This window comes from Variovorax sp. PEI5, from assembly GCF_056679935.1.
The window spans coordinates 2,697,146-2,715,817 of record NZ_CM155257.1; the positions used below are offsets into that span (position 1 = coordinate 2,697,146).

General features: G+C 66.1%; 17 protein-coding genes and 1 pseudogene. 6 read left to right on the forward strand and 12 right to left on the reverse strand.

Annotated elements, in window-relative coordinates:
• Positions 1-5: 5 nt before the first annotated feature.
• From yidC to rpmH, 4 genes are all read right to left on the reverse strand, one after another.
• Complete coding sequence (gene yidC / locus AC1MLT_RS12470) at positions 6-1,760, reverse strand: membrane protein insertase YidC (RefSeq protein WP_481032528.1); 1,755 nt, start codon at positions 1,758-1,760, stop codon at positions 6-8.
• On the reverse strand, positions 1,757-2,053 hold the full coding sequence (gene yidD / locus AC1MLT_RS12475; RefSeq protein WP_296312305.1) for a membrane protein insertion efficiency factor YidD: 297 nt from the start codon (positions 2,051-2,053) through the stop codon (positions 1,757-1,759). Before yidD ends, yidC begins: the two co-directional genes overlap by 4 nt.
• Positions 2,053-2,454, reverse strand: coding sequence for a ribonuclease P protein component (locus tag AC1MLT_RS12480; protein WP_296312302.1), 402 nt, complete (start codon positions 2,452-2,454; stop codon positions 2,053-2,055). Before AC1MLT_RS12480 ends, yidD begins: the two co-directional genes overlap by 1 nt.
• A gap of 80 nt (positions 2,455-2,534) precedes the next feature.
• Positions 2,535-2,669, reverse strand: coding sequence for a 50S ribosomal protein L34 (gene rpmH / locus AC1MLT_RS12485; protein ID WP_007834827.1), 135 nt, complete (start codon positions 2,667-2,669; stop codon positions 2,535-2,537).
• Positions 2,670-2,916: 247 nt separating this feature from the next.
• Between rpmH and dnaA the strand changes: the two genes are divergently transcribed.
• The 3 genes and pseudogenes from dnaA to gyrB form a co-directional block, all read left to right on the forward strand.
• Positions 2,917-4,296, forward strand: a complete 1,380-nt coding sequence (gene dnaA, locus AC1MLT_RS12490) for a chromosomal replication initiator protein DnaA (RefSeq protein ID WP_296312299.1) — start codon at positions 2,917-2,919, stop codon at positions 4,294-4,296.
• A 141-nt stretch (positions 4,297-4,437) separates the two neighbouring features.
• Complete coding sequence (gene dnaN / locus AC1MLT_RS12495) at positions 4,438-5,544, forward strand: DNA polymerase III subunit beta (protein WP_296312296.1); 1,107 nt, start codon at positions 4,438-4,440, stop codon at positions 5,542-5,544.
• A gap of 313 nt (positions 5,545-5,857) precedes the next feature.
• Positions 5,858-8,386, forward strand: a pseudogene (gyrB, locus tag AC1MLT_RS12500) (DNA topoisomerase (ATP-hydrolyzing) subunit B); the annotation flags it as partial.
• 96 nt (positions 8,387-8,482) lie between these two features.
• Here the strand turns inward: gyrB and AC1MLT_RS12505 are convergent.
• Positions 8,483-8,827, reverse strand: coding sequence for a hypothetical protein (locus AC1MLT_RS12505; protein ID WP_481032529.1), 345 nt, complete (start codon positions 8,825-8,827; stop codon positions 8,483-8,485).
• Positions 8,828-8,849: 22 nt separating this feature from the next.
• Entirely contained in the window at positions 8,850-9,248 is a 399-nt protein-coding gene (locus AC1MLT_RS12510) for a hypothetical protein (RefSeq protein ID WP_481032530.1), read from the reverse strand.
• A 295-nt stretch (positions 9,249-9,543) separates the two neighbouring features.
• Here AC1MLT_RS12510 and AC1MLT_RS12515 point away from each other — a divergent pair, with 295 nt between their 5' ends.
• From AC1MLT_RS12515 to AC1MLT_RS12525, 3 genes are all read left to right on the forward strand, one after another.
• Entirely contained in the window at positions 9,544-9,852 is a 309-nt protein-coding gene (locus tag AC1MLT_RS12515) for a hypothetical protein (RefSeq protein WP_481032531.1), read from the forward strand.
• Positions 9,853-9,972: 120 nt separating this feature from the next.
• Positions 9,973-10,398 (forward strand): surface-adhesin E family protein, encoded by a 426-nt coding sequence (locus tag AC1MLT_RS12520; protein ID WP_481032532.1) that lies wholly within the window; start codon positions 9,973-9,975, stop codon positions 10,396-10,398.
• A gap of 165 nt (positions 10,399-10,563) precedes the next feature.
• The gene (locus tag AC1MLT_RS12525; RefSeq protein ID WP_481032533.1) at positions 10,564-11,766 is read left to right on the forward strand and encodes a metallophosphoesterase; all 1,203 of its coding nucleotides are present in this window, start codon (positions 10,564-10,566) and stop codon (positions 11,764-11,766) included.
• 51 nt (positions 11,767-11,817) lie between these two features.
• On the opposite strand, the gene AC1MLT_RS12530 is transcribed toward AC1MLT_RS12525, so the two are convergent.
• From AC1MLT_RS12530 to AC1MLT_RS12555, 6 genes are all read right to left on the reverse strand, one after another.
• Positions 11,818-12,315 (reverse strand): polyhydroxyalkanoate granule-associated phasin, encoded by a 498-nt coding sequence (locus AC1MLT_RS12530; protein ID WP_481032534.1) that lies wholly within the window; start codon positions 12,313-12,315, stop codon positions 11,818-11,820.
• Positions 12,316-12,410: 95 nt separating this feature from the next.
• On the reverse strand, positions 12,411-14,057 hold the full coding sequence (locus AC1MLT_RS12535; RefSeq protein ID WP_481032535.1) for a UdgX family uracil-DNA binding protein: 1,647 nt from the start codon (positions 14,055-14,057) through the stop codon (positions 12,411-12,413).
• 42 nt (positions 14,058-14,099) lie between these two features.
• Positions 14,100-15,392: a putative DNA modification/repair radical SAM protein gene (locus tag AC1MLT_RS12540; protein WP_481032536.1), complete on the reverse strand. Its 1,293-nt coding sequence runs from the start codon at positions 15,390-15,392 to the stop codon at positions 14,100-14,102.
• Positions 15,393-15,459: 67 nt separating this feature from the next.
• The gene (locus tag AC1MLT_RS12545) at positions 15,460-16,434 is read right to left on the reverse strand and encodes a lysylphosphatidylglycerol synthase domain-containing protein (protein WP_481035003.1); all 975 of its coding nucleotides are present in this window, start codon (positions 16,432-16,434) and stop codon (positions 15,460-15,462) included.
• A gap of 2 nt (positions 16,435-16,436) precedes the next feature.
• Positions 16,437-17,666: a cardiolipin synthase ClsB gene (gene clsB / locus AC1MLT_RS12550; protein ID WP_481032537.1), complete on the reverse strand. Its 1,230-nt coding sequence runs from the start codon at positions 17,664-17,666 to the stop codon at positions 16,437-16,439.
• Positions 17,663-18,442, reverse strand: coding sequence for an endonuclease/exonuclease/phosphatase family protein (locus tag AC1MLT_RS12555; RefSeq protein WP_481035004.1), 780 nt, complete (start codon positions 18,440-18,442; stop codon positions 17,663-17,665). The genes clsB and AC1MLT_RS12555 overlap by 4 nt, the downstream gene beginning before the upstream one ends.
• Between the last annotated feature and the right edge of the window lie 230 nt (positions 18,443-18,672).

Below are 18,672 nucleotides of genomic sequence, written 5' to 3' on the forward strand. Positions count from 1 at the left end.
GGGCGTCACTTGCCCAGGACGCCCAGACGCTTGTTGATGAACCACTGCTGCGCGATCGACAGCACGTTGTTGGTGATCCAGTAGAGCACCAGGCCGGCCGGGAAGAAGATGAACATCACGCTGAAGGCCAGCGGCATGATCCACATCAGCTTGGCCTGCATCGGGTCCGGCGGCGTCGGGTTCAGCCAGGTCTGGAACAGCGAGGTGGCGGTCATGACGATCGGCAGGATGAACCAGGGATCGGGTGCCGAGAGATCCTGGATCCAGCCGATCCAGGGCGCATGGCGCATCTCGACCGACGACAGCAGCACCCAGTAGAGCGCGATGAAGACCGGGATCTGGATCACGATCGGGAAACAGCCACCCATCGGGTTGACCTTCTCGTCCTTGTAGATGCGCATCATCTCCTGCTGCATCTCCTGCGGCTTGTCCTTCAGGCGCGCGCGCATCTCCGTGATCTTCGGATTGATGGCCTTCATCTTGGCCATGCTGGCATAGGCCTTGGCGTTGAGCCAGTAGAAGGCCGCCTTGAGCAGCACGACCAGCGCGACGATCGACCAGCCCCAGTTGCCCAGGATGCCGTGGAGCTGGTTGAGCAGCCAGTAGAGCGGCTTGGAGATGATCGTGAAGATGCCGTAGTCCTTGACCAGCTCCAGGCCGGGAGCCAGGGCTTCGAGCTTCTTCTCTTCCTCGGGGCCGGCGTAGAGGCTGCTGTCGATGCTCTGGCTGGCACCGGGCGCGAGCTTGGGCAGGGGCACGACCATGGCGACCGAGAACAGGTTGTTGCCCAGGTCGGCGACTCTGAACTCGCGCCGCAGGGTGTCGCTGCCCGGGACGTTCAGCAACCAGGCCGACACGAAGTAGTGCTGCACCATGGCGATCCAGCCGTTGTTGGCGGCCGGGGGCAGCTCGGCCTTGTTCTTGGTGATGTCCGCGAACGCGACCTTGTGGAACTTCTTCTCGTCGGTGTAGAGCGCCGGCCCGGTGAACGTGTTGGTGCCGAACATGGTGCTGCTGGGCACCGTGCCATGACGCACGAGTTGCAGGTACAGCTGGGCATCGAGCGGCTGCGCGCTCACGTTGACCACCTGATGGCGGACGCGGATCGTGTAGTCGCCGCGCGTGAACACATAGGTCTTGACGTACTTCAGGCCGCCCACGGGCTGCGACTCGAAACTCACTTCGAGCGTGTTCTGGCCCTCGGCGAGCTCGCGTGGACCGACCACCGGCGTCATGGCCGTCAGATGGTTCGGAAAGCGTTCACCGCTGTCGACGACATTGATGAGACCGGTCTGGGCCACGTAGCGCGTGGCGGGCGAGCCATCGTCCATCAACGTCACGGGCTTGACGAGGTGGGGGGCCGGCGCCTGGCCGGTGAGGTTGTTGAAGGTGTCGAGGAAACCGCCGCTGTACATCTGGTCGAGGTACTGGCGCAGCTGCAGCTCGGACAGCGTGCCGCCCTGGCTGTCGATGACGGCGGTGAAGACGTCGGTCGTGACGCGCACCTTCTCGGCCACCGGCGCCGGCGCCGTCTGGGCCGGCAGCGCCATCGGATTGCCCGGCATCGCCGCGGCGCCCGGCAGGGTGTTGGCCGTTCCGGTCCCCGTGGTCGTGGCGGGCGTGTTGGTCGCCGTCTGCGCCGGCTTCGACGATGGCAGGAAGGTCGGCTTGTTGCCGTTGTGGACCTGCCATTGGTCCCACAGCATCACCAGCGAAAAACCAAAGATCACCAGCAGGATGGTGCGGCGTATATCGTTCATGAAGAAGACTTCTTGTCTGAGGAGGCGTCGGAGGAGAGAAGGGAGGTGAACAGCGTCGTGCCGCTTCGCGACCGCGTGCGCAGATCGGGCACGGGATCATGGCCGCCCTGGCACCAGGGCTGGCAGCGGATGATCCGATAGAGCGTGAGGCCGGTGCCGGCGATCGCCCCGTGACGTTCCAGGGCTTCGATGGCGTAGGCGGAGCAGGTCGGCTCGAACCGGCAGGAGGCGCCCAGCCACGGGCTCAGCAGCAGCCGATAGCCCTTGACCAGGGTGACGAGCACGCGTCGCATCACGAACGTCCGATGCGACCACGCAGCATCAGCTGCTGCAGCTCGGCACGCACGGCGGCCTTGAGCCGCTCGGAGCTCGCACTCACGAATTCCTTGCGGTCGAAACCGGCACGCAGGCGCACCACATGGGCGGCCGGCGGCAGCAGGGTCTCGGAGGCGGCGCCCACGTTGTAGATCTGGCGCTTGATGGCGTTGCGCGTCACGGCTCGACGGGCCCAGCGCTTGGGCACCATCGCGCCCAGCCAGATGCCGGGTTCGCCATCGAACAACGCCTCGTCGCCCGCCATCACGTCGAGCGCGCAACGGTGCAAGGCGAAATGAGGGGTGCGCGCCACGGTGGTTCCGGCCAGGGCGGCCTGGAACTGAGCGCGGGTCTTGAGCCGATGCGGGGATGACGACATCGGCACCGGGGATGGCGTGCCGGGCGCTGTGGACGGCGGCAGGTCCAGCAACGTCGCCGCCAGCGTTGGTTGCGGGACGCTTAGACGGCCAGGCGCTTGCGGCCCTTGGCACGACGCGCGTTGATGACGGCGCGGCCACCGCGGGTCTTCATGCGGACGAGGAAACCGTGGGTGCGGGCGCGGCGGACTTTGGAGGCTTGGTAGGTACGTTTCATGATTCTCTGGGGTGTAGGGTCGAAGAGCGCCCCGAAACACGCAAAGAGTTTTCAGGGAAACCCGCGATTATCACAAAGATTCGCTGAAGCACCAAACCTTCAGCCGGGTCGGGCCTTGCAAGACGCGCCTTCGGATGGTGTGGATAAGGCTTTGACAAGTTAGAATGCGAGCCGCCTTGACAAGGCAAATATCCACAACACGGCACCCGAAAAATGACCGAGGGAAATCTCCCATCCCAGAGCGCCCATGCCGACTGACGGCGCTGGCGACAGCCTCTGGCAAGCCTGTGTCGATCAGCTCGCGCAGGAGCTCTCCGAGCAGCAGTTCAACACCTGGATCAAGCCGCTGACCGCCCAGGTCACCGACGATCTCTCTCGCATGACGGTGTTCGTCGCGAACCGTTTCAAGCTCGACTGGATCCGCGCGCAGTATGCCGGCCGGATCGCCGGCATGGCCGAGAAGATCTATGGCCAGTCGGTGATCGTCGAGCTGGCCCTGGCGCCGCGCGACGCCCCCGTGCGCCCGTCTCCGCTGGCCGTCATGGCCGAGACCGACGTGCCGCGCGACGTGGCCGGCCTCGGCGAGGAGGCATCGACCCATGGCTTCAAGAACCGGCTCAACGCCGGTCTGACCTTCGACACCCTGGTCGAGGGCACGGCCAACCGCATGGCGCGCGCGGCGGCGATGCACGTGGCGGGCATGCCCGGGCATCTCTACAACCCGCTGTTCATCTATGGTGGCGTCGGCCTGGGCAAGACCCACCTGATGCACGCGGTGGGCAACCGCCTCATGGTCGACCGGCCGGAGTCGAAGGTCCTCTACATCCATGCCGAGCAGTTCGTCTCGGATGTGGTCAAGGCCTATCAGCGCAAGACCTTCGACGAGTTCAAGGAGCGCTATCACTCGCTCGACCTGCTGCTGATCGACGACGTGCAGTTCTTCGCCAACAAGGACCGCACGCAGGAGGAATTCTTCAACGCCTTCGAGGCGCTGCTGGCCAAGAAGTCGCACATCGTGATGACCAGCGACACCTATCCGAAGGGACTGGCCGACATCCACGAACGCCTGGTCTCGCGCTTCGACTCCGGCCTGACAGTGGCCATCGAGCCGCCGGAGCTGGAGATGCGCGTGGCCATCCTGATCAACAAGGCGCGTGCCGAAGCAGTCGACATGCCGGAGGAGGTCGCCTTCTTCGTCGCGAAGAACGTGCGCTCCAACGTGCGGGAACTCGAAGGCGCGTTGCGCAAGATCCTGGCGTACTCGCGCTTCAACCAGAAGGAGATCTCGATCGCCCTGGCACGCGAGGCATTGCGTGACCTGCTGTCGATCCAGAACCGGCAGATCTCTGTGGAAAACATCCAGAAGACGGTGGCTGACTACTACAAGATCAAGGTCGCCGACATGTACTCGAAGAAACGTCCGGCCAGCATCGCCCGGCCGCGGCAGATCGCGATGTACCTGGCCAAGGAGCTCACGCAGAAGAGCCTGCCCGAGATCGGCGAACTCTTCGGTGGACGCGACCACACGACGGTGTTGCACGCGGTGCGCAAGATCTCCGGCGAGCGCCAGCAGCTCACCGAGCTCAACCAGCAGCTCCACGTGCTCGAACAGACCTTGAAGGGATGAGGCAAACCTCCGGGCCCGGCATCCGTCGCGCCTCCGCACCCAACCCCGTTGCCCATGGAAATGCCGGCGGACCGGTCGAGCCGGTGCCACGACGTTCCGCGGCTTGAGAACATCCAAACGAATCTGAGGAAGAGATAAGACATGATCGTCCTGAAGGCCCCCCAAGACAAAGTCCTCGCCGCGCTGCAGTCGGTGGCAGGCATCGTGGAACGGCGTCACACGCTGCCCATCCTGGCCAACGTGCTGATCCGCAAGACCGGCGGCCAATTGCAGCTCACCACCAGCGACCTGGAGATCCAGATCCGCACCACGGCCGAGCTCGGTGGCGACGAGGGTGACTTCACGACGACCATCGGCGCGCGCAAGCTGATCGACATCCTGCGCACCATGCCGGCCGATCAGACCGTGAGCCTGGAGTCGAGCGCGAACAAGCTGGTGCTCAAGGGTGGCAAGAGCCGCTTCACGCTGCAATCGCTGCCGGCCGAGGATTTCCCGCTGGTGCAGGAGGCCGCCACCTTCGGGCCAGTGTTCAGCGTCCCGCAGAAGACGCTCAAGAGCCTGCTGCAGCAGGTGTCCTTCGCCATGGCGGTGCACGACATCCGCTACTACCTCAACGGCATCCTGTTCGTGGCCGAGGGCCAGCAGCTGTCGCTGGTGGCGACCGACGGCCACCGGCTGGCCTTCGCCTCGGCGACGCTGGAGGTCGAGGTGCCACGCCAGGAGGTGATCCTGCCGCGCAAGACCGTGATCGAGCTGCAGCGGCTGCTGTCGGATGCCGATGGCGCCATCGATCTGCAGTTCGCCAGCAACCAGGCCAAGTTCGGCTTCGGCGGCATGGAGTTCGTCACCAAGCTGGTCGAGGGTAAGTTCCCCGACTACAACCGCGTGATCCCGAAGAACCACAAGAACAGCGTCACGCTGGGTCGCTCGACCCTCCTGGCCAGCCTGCAACGTACCGCGATCCTGACTTCCGACAAGTTCAAGGGCGTGCGTCTGAACATCGAGCCCGGCACGCTGCGCATCGCATCGAGCAATGCCGAGCAGGAAGAAGCGCAGGACGAGGTCGACATCGACTATGGCGGCGATGCCATCGAGATCGGCTTCAACGTCACCTACCTGATCGATGCCCTCTCCAACATGAGCCAGGACATGGTCACGCTGGAGCTGGCGGATTCGAACAGCTCGGCGCTGTTCACCATTCCCGAGAACGCGTCGTTCAAGTACGTCGTGATGCCCATGCGGATATAGCCCGCCCCCGGGCTTCGCGCATCGTGCGTCGCTCTCGCCTTTCCCTCCAAGGGAACGACACCAGCAGCCCGGCGCAGCCGACTCCGTGGTGTTCCGGGCGGGTGTTCACACGGTGCGAGAGGAGCGGGGCAGGGGCAGGGCGGAAGAGCGCTAGGAAGCGCCGCATCGAGTCGATTCGTGTCGAGTCATCGAGAGAGATTGAGAAAGAGTACCAATGAGCGAAGCAAACAAGCCGGCCGTTCCACACACCGAGCCGGTCTACACCCCCGAGATCGAAAGCGCGATTCCCATCGAGATCACGCCGGCCGATACCTCGTATGGTGAAGGCTCGATCACGATCCTCGAAGGGCTCGAGGCGGTGCGCAAGCGGCCGGGGATGTACATCGGCGACACCTCCGACGGCACCGGCCTGCACCACCTGGTGTTCGAGGTGGTCGACAACTCGATCGACGAGGCGCTGGCGGGCCACTGCGACGACATCGTCGTCACCATCCATTCCGACAACTCGATCTCCGTCACCGACAATGGCCGCGGCATCCCGACGGGTGTCAAGATGGACGACAAGCACGAGCCCAAGCGCTCGGCGGCCGAGATCGCGCTGACCGAACTGCATGCCGGCGGCAAGTTCAACCAGAACAGCTACAAAGTGTCCGGTGGCCTGCACGGGGTGGGCGTCTCGTGCGTGAACGCGCTGAGCGTGACACTGCGCCTGGTGGTGCGGCGCGAGGGCAAGATCCACGAGCTCGAATTCAGCCGTGGTTTCGTGCAGAACCGCCTGCTCGACAACGTCAATGGCTTCGAGGTCTCGCCGATGCGCGTCATCGGAGACACCGACAAGCGCGGCACCGAGGTCCACTTCCTGCCCGACACGGAGATCTTCAAGGAGAACAACGATTTCCACTACGAGATCCTCTCCAAGCGCCTGCGCGAGCTGAGCTTCCTGAACAACGGCGTGCGCATCCGGCTGAAGGACGAGCGCACCGGCAAGGAAGACGATTTCTCCGGTGCCGGCGGCGTCAAGGGCTTCGTCGAGTTCATCAACAAGGGCAAGAACGTCCTGCACCCCAACGTCTTCTACGCCATGGGCGAGAAGCCGGCCGAGACCTATGGCGGCATTCCGGGCACCCACATCGGCGTCGAGGTGGCGATGCAGTGGAACAGCGCCTACAGCGAGCAGGTGCTCTGTTTCACCAACAACATCCCGCAGCGCGACGGCGGCACCCACCTCACCGGATTGCGCGCGGCCATGACGCGCGTCATCAACAAGTACATCGAGGAGAACGAGCTGGCCAAGAAGGCCAAGGTCGAGGTCACCGGCGACGACATGCGCGAGGGCCTGTGCTGCGTGCTGAGCGTGAAGGTGCCCGAACCCAAGTTCTCCAGCCAGACCAAGGACAAGCTCGTCTCCAGCGAAGTGCGCGCGCCGGTGGAGGACATCGTCGGGCGCCTGCTCGCCGACTATCTGCAGGAACGCCCGAACGACGCCAAAACCATCTGCGGCAAGATCATCGAGGCGGCGCGCGCGCGCGAGGCGGCGCGCAAGGCCCGCGAGATGACCCGGCGCAAGGGCGTGCTCGACGGCATGGGCCTGCCGGGCAAGCTGGCCGACTGCCAGGAGAAGGATCCCGCGCTGTGCGAGGTCTACCTGGTGGAGGGCGACTCCGCCGGTGGCTCCGCCAAGCAGGGTCGTGACCGGAAGTTCCAGGCCATCCTGCCCCTGCGCGGCAAGATCCTGAACGTGGAGAAGGCGCGCTACGAGAAGCTGCTGACCAGCAACGAGATCCTGGTGATGATCACCGCGCTGGGCACCGGCATCGGCCGCGCCGGCACGGCCACCTCGGGTGGCGCGGGTGGCGGCGCCGACGACTTCAACGTCGCCAAGCTGCGCTACCACCGCATCATCATCATGACCGACGCCGACGTCGACGGCGCCCACATCCGCACGCTGCTGCTGACGTTCTTCTATCGGCAGATGCCCGAACTGGTCGAGCGCGGCCACATCTACATTGCCCAGCCGCCGCTCTACAAGGTGAAGTTCGGCAAGGAGGAGCAGTACCTGAAGGACGGGCCGGCGCTCGACGTCTTCCTGCTGAAGGTCGCCCTCAAGGATGCGAGCATCGAGACCGGTGGCGCCAACCCGACCACGCTCAGCGGCGACACGCTGGCCGAACTGGCGCGCAAGCACCAGCTCGCCCAGGCCGTCATCGCACGCCTGGGCGTGTTCATGGACGCGGCCGCGTTGCGTGCCATGGCCGATGGCGTGTCGCTCGACCTCGACACTCCGGCCGCCGCCGAGGCCTCGGCCGTGGCGTTGCAGCACAAGCTGCGTGAACTCGACGACGCCGGCGAACCGGCCGAGGTGGCGAGCGAATTCGACGTGCGCACCGACAAGCCGCTGTTGCGCATCAGTCGCCGCCACCATGGCAACGTCAAGAGCAGCGTCATCACGCAGGACTTCGTCCATGGCGCCGACTATGCCGCCCTGGCGACCGCCGCCAGCACCTTCCGCGATCTTCTGGGCGAGGGTGCCATCGTTCGTCGCGGCGAAGGCGAGCGCGCCCGTGAGGAGCGGGTCGCCGACTTCCGCGTCGCCATGAAGTGGCTGATCGGCGAGGCCGAACGCACCACCTCGCGCCAGCGCTACAAGGGCCTGGGCGAGATGAATCCCGAGCAGCTGTGGGAGACCACCATGGACCCCAACGTGCGCCGTCTGCTGCGCGTGCAGATCGACGACGCCATCGAGGCCGACCGCGTCTTCACGATGCTGATGGGCGAGGAGGTCGAGCCGCGGCGCGAGTTCATCGAGCAGAACGCATTGCGGGCCGGGAACATCGACGTCTGAAGTACCGGGTCGCTGGCGTTGCCTGCGCTTCACGGACTGGCCGAGGCCGGCCATCCGGTGAGGCTGGGCGCCATGAGGCTCCTCAACAGGTCATTCTCACCTTGGTTCCGGGTCGCCAGCTGTGGATGAATCGTCATGCCCGGGGTCCCGATGGTCGTGTCCGGGTGTGACATCGGCAACCGCGCGAGCCCGCGCGATCCGCGCATCGATCCAGGCGCGGAACCGCTTCTCGGCCTCCATCCTGAGCTCGTTGCGCATCCGGTTGCATGCGCCATGCGCGAGCCGCCGGTGCTTCTGCTGCCGGATGCCGCCCAGGGTCGCATCGTGCAGGTGCTCGATGGTGGCCGACTCCAGCCGGCCATGCGGTTCATCGAAGTCCATCGGCAGTCCGCACCAATGACACAACGGGCCGAACGTCGACCGCAGGGCACGCACGCTCATGTCGATGCCGATCGGCCTGGCATCAGCGCGATCCGGCCGGTGCCGATGGCGTGACCGGCCGGGGAGTCGCCGACCCCTTGTCGGTCGTGCTCTTGGAAGCGGATTCCGGTGCGGTCAGATTGCGTTGGGTGAGACCACCGGCGGTACCGCCACCCGGAGGTACCGTGCGATTCATGCGCGCGCTGGCGGGACCGCTTTCCGAGGTGAGTCCACCCGACGACGTGGCACCGGTCTGCGTGCCGGCGCCGGCCGGACGAGCGCCCGCTGGGGCTTTCTCGGCCGTGCCCTGTGCCGGTGGGACGCCGGTGCCTTTGGGATTGCCGGTGGCCTGGGCCCAGGCGCCGCCACCGGCCGTCAACAGACAGGCGGCCAGGCAGGCGACTCGGAATCGGCTTGCCGGATCGAGGAAAGAAGACTTCATGGCAGTGACACTCCAGGGTTCGGGGAACGAGCTTCCACCTTCATGCCATCGTGACGACCGGGTGTAGGTTCCGACCCGTTCCAGACGCCAGTCAAATGCAGGTCGATCGATGGCTCGGGCAGGTCTGACCCTCGAGACGAAGCGCAGGCGTTTCACGGGAAGTTCGGTCAGGCTGCGCGCCCGCCTACGTCGAAGCGGAAAGGCCACCGGCGTGACGCGGCTTTGACCACGCCGCACGCTGCCTGTGCGTTCACTTCACTTCGCGGTTCCAACGAATTTTCCAGGAGCATTTCCGATGACCACATCCGCCAACGATCGATCCAGGGCAGCCGCCGATGCCGCGCCCCCACCCGCCACGGGAAGTTCCGATGCATCCGGCACCGAATATGGTGGCCACGAGGCCCGGGTGGGCGATCGTGGCGAGGCATCCGGACGCACGCTCGAGCAAAGCCGAGCCATCGGTCAGGAGGATCCGATCGAGACCGGCAGCCGCATGGGTCGGGAAAGCGACAAGAGTTCCGGCTTTCCAGGTACACCCGACATCGGCACGGATGCCGTGCAGACCGAGGAAGCCGAAGCCATGAAGCGAGCGAAAGATCGATGAATTAATGCTAAAGCTTTCTGTGCTTCATCGATTCCTGCAGGTTGAGATCAAGCAATTTATGATTTTCGAATCTTGCCGTCTTGTCGCATCCTGTGTTGTCTGATGTTGTTTTGGGGAGCTGTGCCTGCCCAGGCCAGCTGGTTCACGATCGCGGGCATTGCCGGCGACGACCGCGCTGACTATGTGCAGGTCGACCCCGCCACCCTGCGCTCCGATGGCGATCGTCGCTGGCTGGCGGTTCGCGTGAGCCGGGTGTCGGAACGCACCAGTACCGAAGGCATCAGATTTCGTTCGTTCGAAAGCATGGCCGAGGTGGATTGTTCGGCCTCCACCGCGCGCTACGTGTCGGCGACCTTCCATGCCGAACCGCACTTCGCCGGACCACCCATCGCCCGACTCGACTATCCGCCCGAGCACCTGCGGCCGATGGTCTTCCGCCAGATAGCAGGCGATTTCTCCACTCGCATCATCAGGGCGGCCTGCGTGGTCGGGCATGGGGACCGCATGCCGCAAGAGACCGACAAGCCAATCGAGGCGACACCCTAGAGGACGAGGATCCGCGCGATATGACGCGGATCGATGTGAACAATATTTTCAACATCAGGCACAGACCTTGAATGTGGTCGTGTCCAGCTTGAAATTGCGCCTTGGCGCGGCATCGACGACGCCCGCTGGTCCCCTGTCCCACTGCCCGCCACACTCCAAATCCCCATGCCGTTTCGATCACTCGTCGTCCTGACTGCCCTGCTGCATGTCTATCTCGGTTTGCGCCTGCTGCCGTCGCTCCATGCCGTCAGCCATCTCGCGTCCGCGGCCCTGTTCCTGGCCTTGCTGCTCTCGGTGGTGTCGATGCCGCTGCCATTCATGGCATTCCGAGGCCATGGGCGGGCGATCGGGCGGGGCTGGCAATGGCTGGGCCTGGTGGCGATGGGCTGGTTCTCGTCCATGGCCGTCACGACGTTGCTACGCGATGTCGCGCTGCTCGTCGTCTGGCTGCTCCGGATGTCGGGACACGTGACGCCGGAACTGATGTCGGATCTGACGCGCTGGAGCGCCATTGCCGTTCCATTGATGGCGACGGCGAGCTCGCTGATCGGATTCTTCAATGCGCGTCGCACGGCGCGCGTGGTCCGCATCGACGTGCCGATCACCGACCTGCCCAAGGCGCTGCGCGGCTTCACCATCGCGCAGTTGAGCGATCTGCACGTGGGCCCGACGATCCGGCATGGCTACATCCAGCGCATCGTCGACCGGGTGAACCGCCTCGAGGCCGATGCGGTCGCCATCACCGGTGATCTGGTGGATGGCGACGTGCCGACCCTGCAACGTCACATCGCGCCACTGACGGGATTGAAGGCGCGCCATGGCACCTTCGTGGTGACCGGCAACCATGAGTACTATGCCGGCGCGACGGCCTGGGTGGCTGAACTGCGCCGGATGGGCCTGCGGGTCCTGCAGAACGAACACGTGCTGCTGGCCGCCCGAGGCAGCCATGGCGACCTGACGGCCCAAGGCGCCCAGACCGACGACGAGGCCGATGCCGCCACGCTGCTGCTCGCTGGCGTGAACGACTTCAACGCCGCCCATTTCGACCAGGCGCAGGCGAGCGATCCGCTGACCGCGCTGTCGGGTGCCCCGCCCGGAGTCACCACCCGCATCCTGCTGGCGCATCAGCCGCGCAGCGCCGCCGCGGCGTCGGCGGCGGGCTTCCAGCTGCAGCTCTCCGGGCACACGCACGGCGGACAGTTCTTCCCCTGGAATTTCTTCGTTCCGCTGCAGCAACCCTATGTCTCGGGCCTGCATCGCCTGGATGCGATGTGGATCTACATCAGCCGGGGTACCGGCTACTGGGGTCCGCCCAAGCGCATCGGCGCGCCATCGGAGATCACATTGGTGCGACTCGTCTCAGCCTGAAGAGCGGGGTGCCGATGCGCGTGCCCCGGCGACCAATGTGAAAGAACGAATTCAGACGTTGACCGACTGCGCCAGACGCCGCGCGTTGGCCGTGGCCTTGGCATGGATCGGCTTCAGGCCCCGCTGCGTCACGCGTGCCGGGACGCTGGTCATCTGGGACACCGTGGCCGCCACCTGCGTTCCCACCTCCAACAGTCGGTCGCCCTGGAGCAGGGCCTGGGCCGGTGTCGCGCTGGCGAGCAGGCCGGTGAGGGCAGCCGCACCACCGAACCACTGGCGGATGGCCCGGTTCAGCAGACCGAGACCGCTGGTCTGGAGCTGGCGGACGATCGCCGCGCTGGACTCTCCCACGGCACTCAGCTTCTCGTTGGCCATCAACTGGAATTCGGCCAGATCGGCCGGACTGGGCGACAGTCCCGCGAGCGCCATGCGCTCGGTGCGCGCCTGAACGACTGAGGCCGACGAGACCCACATCTCCTGCGTCGTCACCGCAACATCCGCCCACAGCATGAGGGGATTGAAAAATCTCGAAGAGGAGGCTTGGGTCATGGAGACACCTGATGAATGACGATGACGCACTATAGGACAAACCACGCTTTTTTGCTGCAGTGCAACAAATCGCCGATTCGACAGGTCGACGCTGATCAGGCCTCCGATCGCATGAAGGCGCTGGCGAGCGACAGATCTTCCAGCCAGCGTGCGTAGGCCTCCTCGTGCTGCGCCGGATCGCCACGCAACAGCGCCGACGGATGCAGGGTCACCAGCACCTGTTCACCATGCGGCCCGGTATGCCACTGGCCACGCTCCTTCATGACGGCCACCGGCCGGCGAAGGAGCGCCCGGGCCGCCGTGGCACCCAGCGCGACGAGGGCCTGCGGCCGCACCTGCCGCATCTCGCTTTCCAGCCAATGCAGGCAGGTCGCGGCCTCCTGCTGGCTGGGCGTCTTGTGGATGCGTCGCTTGCCGCGCAGCTCGAACTTGAAATGCTTGACCGCATTGGTGACATAGATGGCGTCGCGCGTCCAACCCAGATCGGCGACGGCACGGTCGAAGAGCTGGCCCGATGGCCCGACGAAAGGCCGCCCCCGCAGGTCCTCCTGGTCCCCCGGCTGCTCGCCGACGACCATCAGCGCCGAACGCAGCGGGCCCTCGCCGAACACCGCCTGCGTCGCATGCGCCCCGATCGGGCATTCGCGGCAGCGCTGGGTCGCCTCCTTGAGCTGCCTCAGTGCCTGCGCAGGATCGTCGGGCAGCGTCAATGCCATCCCTGCGTCATCGAGTGGAGAGGCCAGACCGGGAAGCGAGAGGTCCTGCAGGTCCTGGCCGGCAGTCGATGGGCGTTTGCGCAGATGGGACACCGGCGCGATGCGGCGTGCCGGCGTGCTGGCCGGGGCTTCGATCATCCGGCCGCTGCGCGCCATCGCCTCCACCGACAGGGGCGTGATCAATTCGGCTTCGGGCAGGTTGCGCCAGTAACGGCGCGGCATCTCCTTCTGCATCATCGCCAGCTTGAGCCGCGCGGGATTGAAGATGTGGCGGTAGTAGGTGAGCCACAGCGCTTCGCCGGCATCCGCGGTGGGTGCGTCCTCGCGTCGGGCGCCAGGACCGAAAGTCAGGGTGCCTTCGGCCGCAGCCGCTGCGGGCTCCCAGCGCAGCGACCGCTCGGGCGTCAGGATGGCCCAGCGCATCTGCGTAAAGCGGCGCACGAAGAAGGGCGCCACCGCCTCCACGATGTGATGGAAGGGTTCGAACCACGCCACGTGCAGCGTCGCTGCGCCATCGGCCTGCTCGATGCTGCGGAAGCGCACGAAGGCCTTCATCTTGTGCATGTCGCGCCGTACCGCCTGGGCCATGTGCTGCGCCCGCACGCGGTCGGCGTCGATCGGATCGTCGCGCAGGCCCGGCTCGTGCACCAGGCGCCACAACAGCCGATAGAGCAGGCCGAAGCGTGCCGGATCCTCGTGCAGCACCACGGTCTCGCACAGGCGCACGAACGCCGGCGGGACCACGGCCGAGGCCGAACCGAGATGCGGGAGCGCCTGCTGCGAGCCGATACTCGATGGAGGGTCGCCCGGCGTGGCCACGGTTGCAGCCGAGGTCGCATCGCCGGCGATCGCTGGCGGCAGGACCGGCGCCTCGTCGAGCGATGCGAACAGATCGAGCTCGGCGCTTTCGCGGGTGTGCCAGACCACATCGTCGGGAGGGACCTGGCCGGCCAGCAACCGACGCGCCTCGCGGCGGAAGCCGGGCCAGTCGGTATCGCCGTCGAGCGTGATGGTCTGGGTTGCCATGATGTCAATCATGTGGCCCGACCCTGGCGATGCTGTAGGCGCTCAGGCGGAAAAGAGCGAAGCCTGTACCGGTACGGGGCGCAATCGCGCGACGAGATCGCTCGCCTCCAGCGCACGACCGGGACGATGGTCGGTGACCTCGACGAAAGCCATGACCTTCTTGATGGGGACGTGAAGGCGCTTGAGGTCGTCGCTGCGCAAGCGGCGCACGCGGCGCGCCATGAGCAGGCGTTCGACCGCCTTCACGCCCAGGCCCGGCACCCGCAGCAGCATCTCGCGCGGCGCGGTGTTGAGGTCGACCGGAAAGCGGTCGCGGTGAGCCAGGGCCCAGGCCAGCTTGGGATCGACATCGAGCGACAGCATGCCGCCGCCGGTGTCGCCGGGCGCGCTCGGCGGCACGATCTCGTCATGCGCGAAGCCATAGAAGCGCATCAGCCAGTCGGCCTGGTAGAGCCGATGCTCGCGCACCATCGGCGGCGCGGCGAGCGGCAGCGACGACGAGGCATCGGGAATGGGACTGAAGGCCGAGTAGTAGACGCGGCGCAGCCGGTAGGCCCCATAGAGATTGGCGCTGGTCGAGAGGATGGTGCGATCGTCGGTGGCATCGGCGCCGACGATCATCTGGGTGCTCTGGCCAGCCGGGGCGAACTTCGGTGCCGCGGCGCGCCGCGGCGTCGAGGTCGGCATCGACATCACCGAGACCGCCGCGGCATCGCGCGCCTCGCCCTTGGCATCGTCGATGTGCACGCGCAGATTGGCCATCGAGCGACGGATGGCGGCGCTGTCCTTCTCGGGCGCCAGCGCCTCGAGGCCCTGGACGGTGGGCAGCTCGACATTGATGCTCAGGCGATCGGCGTAGAGGCCGGCGCGGCGCAGCAGTTCGGGTGCGGCATCGGGGATGGTCTTGAGATGGATGTAGCCGCGGAAGTCGTGCTCCTCGCGCAGCACCCGGGCCACCTCGACGATCTGCTCCATCGTGTAGTCGGGGTTCTGGATGATGCCGCTCGACAGGAACAATCCCTCGATGCAGTTGCGGCGATAGAAGTCCAGGGTCAGCCCGACCACCTCATCGACCGTGAAGCGGGCGCGTGGCACGTTGCTGCTGACGCGGTTGACGCAGTAGAGGCAGTCGTACTGGCAGAAATTGGTCAGCAGGATCTTCAGCAGGGAGATGCAGCGGCCGTCCGGCGCGTAGCTGTGGCAGATGCCCGACCCTTCGGTCGAGCCGATGCCCGTGCCGCCGACCGAACTCCGCTTGCTCGTGCCGCTGGAAGCACAGGAGGCGTCGTACTTGGCGGCGTCAGCGAGGATGGCGAGCTTGCGTTGGATGGTCACTGGATGAATGTACAGTGGACATGACATCCCTGCTGGCGAGTCGGTTTCAGGGATTGCAGGCCGGAGCCTAGGCGGTGCCCGCCTCGCCCGGCCGGGCCGACGCGGCGCCATCCGCGGAGGGCGACAGCTTGCGCGCGCGCAGTTCCATGGCCAGGAAGGCCACCGCCGCGATCGCCAGTGGCGCGATGTAGTAGAGGGCCCGGTAGCCGATCAGCGCCGCCAGGATCTGTCCCTGGGGCATGCGGTGCGCGAGCAGGGCGACGAACACCGCCTCCAGCACTCCCAGGCCCGCCGGCACGTGGGTGATGACGCCGGCCACGGCACCGACCAGCAGCACTGCCAGCACTTCCGGGTAGGGCACCTTCTGCTGCAGCAGCAGCCAGACGATGCCCGCCATCAAGGCCCAGTTGGTGCAGGACATCGCCAGCTGCAGGCCGGCCATGCGCAGCGACGGTGGTGTGAACGCATGGCCCCGCACGTGCCAGGTCCGGTCGCTGGCGAGGGCGCAGACGCCCACGTAGGCCACGGCGATCGCCAGCAGGGCGGCACCCAGCAACCGCAGCCCGCCATTGCCGATCTTCCAGTCGGGCGGCAGGTCGAGCGGCCAGAAGCTGAAGGCGAGCCCCCCCACCACCAGGTAGCCCAGCCAGTTGGTCAGCATGCTGAAGCCGAGCACGCGCGTGATGGTCTCGGTCGCCAGACCGAGGCGCGAATAGAGCCGGTAGCGCGAGGCCACGGCGCCGACCAGCGAACCCAGGTTGAGATTGAAGGCATAGCTCACGAAGGTCACGCCCATCACGGTGCCGGTGCCCAGGGAATGACCGGTGACGCGGCGCCCGAGCAGGTCGTAGGTGCTGTAGACGGCATAGCTCGCCGCCGCCAGCCCACCCGCCATCCACAGGGTCGAGGCCGGCAGGCGCGAGAAGGCATCGAGCACGTCGTCCCAGTCGATCCCGCGCGCCTGCTTGACGATCAACCATGCGACGAGCGCGAAGAACACCCAGGTGCCGATGCGCTTGATCCATGGCCAGGCGGCTTTCATGGTCAAGCGGTGTCCGTCTGCGTCGCGCCGCCATCGCGCGCCGCTGATGCCTGCAGCGGCTTCAGCACCGGCGCATGGCGGGGCAGCCAGGCCATCCACGCCGGATACCAGCGCAGCACGTGGAAGATGAAGAAGCTGCGCACCAGGCGCCAGCCACTCCATTCGGTGAGGTTCTCGGCCTGGATCTGCTTGCAGCTGTTGCGCATGAGATCGTCCAGGCGCTCGTGCAGCGTCGTGTTGAAGGCGCGGTCGCGCACGATGACGTTGGCTTCGAGATTGAGCGACAGGCTCAGCGGATCGAGGTTGCTCGAGCCCACCGTGCTCCAGTGGTCGTCCATCACCGCGACCTTGCCATGCAGGGGCCGCTCGCAATACTCGAAGATGCGCACACCCGCATGCAGCAGGTGGTGGTAGAGCATGCTCGCGGCGGTCTTGACGATCGGCATGTCGGGCTCGCCCTGCAGGATCAGCCGCACGTCGACGCCACGCCGCGCCGCGCGACGCATTTCCTTGATCAGCCGGTAGCCGGGAAAGAAATACGCATTGGCGATCACCACCCGCTGCTGCGCGGTGCGCAGGGCATGGCGGTACTGGCGCTCGATGTCGGTGGTGTGGTGGCGGTTGTCGCGCGTGACGAACTGGATCTCGGCGCCGCCGACGGCGGTGCCGTCGTGCTCCTTGTGCGCTTCCTTCATGCGACGCCGGAACCAGCTGGGGCTCTTGCCGCCGATGGCGATCGCGCGCAGCACGAAACGGTGGATGTCGGAGACGATCGGCCCCTCGAGCTCGACGGCATAGTCCTGCTTGGCCTTGGGCCCGAAGTCCAGCATGTGGTCGGCCGAATAGTTGATGCCGCCGACGAAGGCCCGCACGCCATCGATCACGACGATCTTGCGATGCATGCGCCGGAACACGTTGAGCCGGCGTCCCAGGATGCGTTGCCCCGGGTCGAACACACGCACGTTGACGCCGACCGACACCAGGCCCGAGATGAATTCCTGCGACAGATCGGGCGACCCGAAGCCATCGATCATGAGATCGATCTTGACGCCGCGCAGCGCCGCCTCGCGCATCGCGGCATGCAACGCCTTGCCCACCTTGTCCTCGAACAGGATGAAGGTCTCGATGATGGCCTCGTGGCGGGCGGCGCGGATGGCCTCGAAGACCCGCGGAAAGAACTCCTCGCCGTTCTCCAGCAGCTCGATGCGGTTGCCCGCGAACCACCCGCTCACAGCTCGATCTCCGCGACCAGCGGCGCATGGTCGGACAGGTGCGACCATGGCCGGCGCGGCAGCACCACGGGCGCGTGGACGGCCGCGTTGCGCACGTAGATGCGATCGAGCTGCAGGAGGGGGAAGCGTGCCGGGAATGTCCGGGCGGCCTTCCCATTGGCATGCACGAAGACCTCGCGCAGACCGGCGCCCTGTTCGAGGATGTCGTGGGCCTGGCAGCGCCAGTCGTTGAAGTCGCCCGCCACCACCAGCGGGGCATCGGCGGGCACCTCGTCGCGCACGATGTGGCAGAGCAGTTCGAGCTGCTGCTGGCGATGCGCCTCCGCCAGCCCCAGATGGGCGCAGATCACGTGCACCTCGACGACCCGCCCCGGCACCCGCAAGGCGCAGTGCAGCAGGCCGCGTTTCTCCGGACCCGCGATGGACACGTCGTGGTTGGTGAAAGTGACGATCGGGAACTTCGAGAGCACCGCGTTCCCATGGTGCCCCTTCGGATACACGGCATTGCGGCCATAGGCGAACTGCGGCCACATCGTGTCGGCGAGGAATTCGTAGTGCGGCGCTTCCGGCCAGTTGCTGTGCTTGCGCGCATGCTGGTCGTGCGTGCCCTGGACTTCCTGCAGGAAGACGACATCGGCGCCGACGGTGCGTACCGCCTCTCGCAATTCCGGCAGGATGAACTTGCGGTTGAGCGCCGTGAAGCCCTTGTGGGTGTTGACCGTCATCACCTTGATCGACGTCGATGCCGCGGCCGCCCCGCTCCTGGCGGGCGGCATCGCGGCGGCGGAAGACGGCGTGGACGAAAGAGGCGATTCAGACAGCATGGTGTGGAAGTGAGGTCGACGACATGCCGAAAGTGTGCCGGACCTGTCACGGCACACCCTTCGAATCGCATGTCCGACAGTGTTTTAGGGGGCCTCTCCCACACGCACTGTAGGACGCCCGAGTGTCTTCGCGGGCGGCGCCGCCACGTCCTACAGCGTCCTGTGCCACCGCCTCACACCCC

Bases quoted from the DNA above. Each gene is read 5' to 3' on its own strand.
- yidC (WP_481032528.1), bottom strand. From the start codon at position 1,760: ATGAACGATATACGCCGCACCATCCTGCTGGTGATCTTTGGTTTTTCG.
- yidD (WP_296312305.1), bottom strand. From the start codon at position 2,053: ATGCGACGCGTGCTCGTCACCCTGGTCAAGGGCTATCGGCTGCTGCTG.
- AC1MLT_RS12480 (WP_296312302.1), bottom strand. From the start codon at position 2,454: ATGTCGTCATCCCCGCATCGGCTCAAGACCCGCGCTCAGTTCCAGGCC.
- rpmH (WP_007834827.1), bottom strand. From the start codon at position 2,669: ATGAAACGTACCTACCAAGCCTCCAAAGTCCGCCGCGCCCGCACCCAC.
- dnaA (WP_296312299.1), top strand. From the start codon at position 2,917: ATGCCGACTGACGGCGCTGGCGACAGCCTCTGGCAAGCCTGTGTCGAT.
- dnaN (WP_296312296.1), top strand. From the start codon at position 4,438: ATGATCGTCCTGAAGGCCCCCCAAGACAAAGTCCTCGCCGCGCTGCAG.
- AC1MLT_RS12505 (WP_481032529.1), bottom strand. From the start codon at position 8,827: ATGAGCGTGCGTGCCCTGCGGTCGACGTTCGGCCCGTTGTGTCATTGG.
- AC1MLT_RS12510 (WP_481032530.1), bottom strand. From the start codon at position 9,248: ATGAAGTCTTCTTTCCTCGATCCGGCAAGCCGATTCCGAGTCGCCTGC.
- AC1MLT_RS12515 (WP_481032531.1), top strand. From the start codon at position 9,544: ATGACCACATCCGCCAACGATCGATCCAGGGCAGCCGCCGATGCCGCG.
- AC1MLT_RS12525 (WP_481032533.1), top strand. From the start codon at position 10,564: ATGCCGTTTCGATCACTCGTCGTCCTGACTGCCCTGCTGCATGTCTAT.
- AC1MLT_RS12530 (WP_481032534.1), bottom strand. From the start codon at position 12,315: ATGACCCAAGCCTCCTCTTCGAGATTTTTCAATCCCCTCATGCTGTGG.
- AC1MLT_RS12535 (WP_481032535.1), bottom strand. From the start codon at position 14,057: ATGGCAACCCAGACCATCACGCTCGACGGCGATACCGACTGGCCCGGC.
- AC1MLT_RS12545 (WP_481035003.1), bottom strand. From the start codon at position 16,434: ATGAAAGCCGCCTGGCCATGGATCAAGCGCATCGGCACCTGGGTGTTC.
- AC1MLT_RS12555 (WP_481035004.1), bottom strand. From the start codon at position 18,442: ATGCCGCCCGCCAGGAGCGGGGCGGCCGCGGCATCGACGTCGATCAAG.